General features: G+C 32.9%; 3 protein-coding genes. All 3 read right to left on the bottom strand.

Features of this window, described 5'->3' with window-relative positions; genetic code table 11:
- The coding region (locus IE039_RS08250) for a helix-turn-helix domain-containing protein (protein WP_051000472.1) at positions 1–255 on the bottom strand (255 nt) is incomplete at its 3' end.
- A 122-nt stretch (positions 256–377) separates the two neighbouring features.
- Positions 378–935, bottom strand: coding sequence for a recombinase family protein (locus tag IE039_RS08245; RefSeq protein ID WP_002816246.1), 558 nt, complete (start codon positions 933–935; stop codon positions 378–380).
- Positions 936–1,073: 138 nt separating this feature from the next.
- The coding region (locus IE039_RS08240) for a CPBP family intramembrane glutamic endopeptidase (RefSeq protein ID WP_189429016.1) at positions 1,074–1,747 on the bottom strand (674 nt) is incomplete at its 5' end.

Below are 1,747 nucleotides of genomic sequence, written 5' to 3'. Positions count from 1 at the left end.
CCACTTCAATATACCAATGTGGTGATTCAAAAAGACAGCGATAGCTGGTGTTAGCGTGTCATGACGACCACGTAGATGACGTTTTTTCAATGCCAACGCATGAGCAATCTCAGCTTTATAGGGTGTAACTTGATGAATTTCAATCGAAACGGTTGAAGGAGAGCGTTTAATAAAGCGCGCAATGGCACGAACAGAATAATTCAATTCGAGTAAAGTTTGAATGACAGTGCGTTCTTGAGATGATAAACTAGTCATGAGTCGCAGTTCCTTTATGGTTGTTTTAGACAATTACCATTAAAGGCGCTGCGGCTTTTTTATTCAAGTGTTCGGTTTAATTTTACAATCTACCATACCAATTAAAGTTAACATAACGCGTCTTAAATAAACAGATTTTTGATGTATTGAACCGTTCTGGGAGAAATATTGAAAGCTTCAGCTGTATCTTTTACTGTATGCGTTTGAGAGTATTCAAAAATAGCATTATTTCGGCTATCTTTTTTTCTTTTTGGTCTGCCCTCTTTATAATTAGGATTATGTTGCTTTGCAAATATTTTACCAGCTTGTGTGCGCTCAATAATCATATCACGTTCCATTTCCGCGACCGATAATAGAGTTCTGACGATCATACGACCCATTGGGGTATTGTCAATCGTCCCCAAATTTAGAACCTTAATCATTATTTTTTCTTTTAGCAAATCATCAATTAAATTCAATGCTTCACGTGTGTTCCGAGCAAAGCGATCTAATTTTGTAACAATCAATGTGTCATTGGGTTCAATTATGGCCACTAATTTTTCAAATTGCGGGCGTACCGTAGTGGTTCCCGAATATTTTTCACTTAAAATCATTTCAGCTCCCGCATTTTTTAAAGTCTCTTTTTGTTCATTCAAAGATTGTCCAGCAGTAGACACTCTAGCATAGCCATAAATCGTCATATTTCACCTCATGAAATTGCATAACTAAATTGCAGTATATAAATACAAGTATATCATGCCATTAAAAAAGCGCAAATTACTTATAAGTATTTTGCGCTTTTAGTTTATTAATCAATTCGGGAATGTCAGCAAGTGTCGTTATGGATTTAGAAATTCAATCGAATTTTTTTCTAAGAGGTGATCTATGGATATAATTAGCAAAATTGAAATAACAGCGATTGGTAAAAATAGCATAATTACGTTTAGCCAATTGTCAGCTGTAAGAGGCTGATATATGGTTACTTGTAAATCAAGTAAAAAGTGGAGAAAGGCTCCAACAAAAATACTATTAAAAGTAATTCGTGTGACAGAAAATATTAATCCTATACATGTTGCATAAAATACCTGTTGAAAGACTGCTTTAGACGAGTCACCATCTAAATTGGTTAGATGTAGCATACCAAAAATTAAACTGGTGATTGTAGATATAAGTGCGAGACGATACTTTTTAACATTATATTTATTAAGTATTCGTTGAAAAAGGTTAAACAAATATCCTCTAACAAAGTATTCTTCAAAAATACCTGCTCCTAATGCAATAGCAAAGCAGGAGACAATTATTTTTGGAGAACTCTTTGATAGAAAAATAATACTTTGTAAGTTACCATTCATAATTAGTAAGAAAACAAAATATAATATAATAATACAAACTAATTTTTGTTGAATATGATTCAGTGTTAATTTTTCTTTAAAAAGTTTTCCATTAGGCAGATTGTAAAATTTAAGTTGAACATTTAAGTGGACAGAAAAACCCATCAAGGTCTTTAATGGTG

Origin of the sequence: Leuconostoc lactis KCTC 3528 = DSM 20202, assembly GCF_014651235.1 — a bacterium.
In the GTDB taxonomy this organism is placed as follows: Bacteria; Bacillota; Bacilli; order Lactobacillales; family Lactobacillaceae; genus Leuconostoc; species Leuconostoc lactis.
This window is presented reverse-complemented; position numbering and strand designations above follow the sequence as displayed.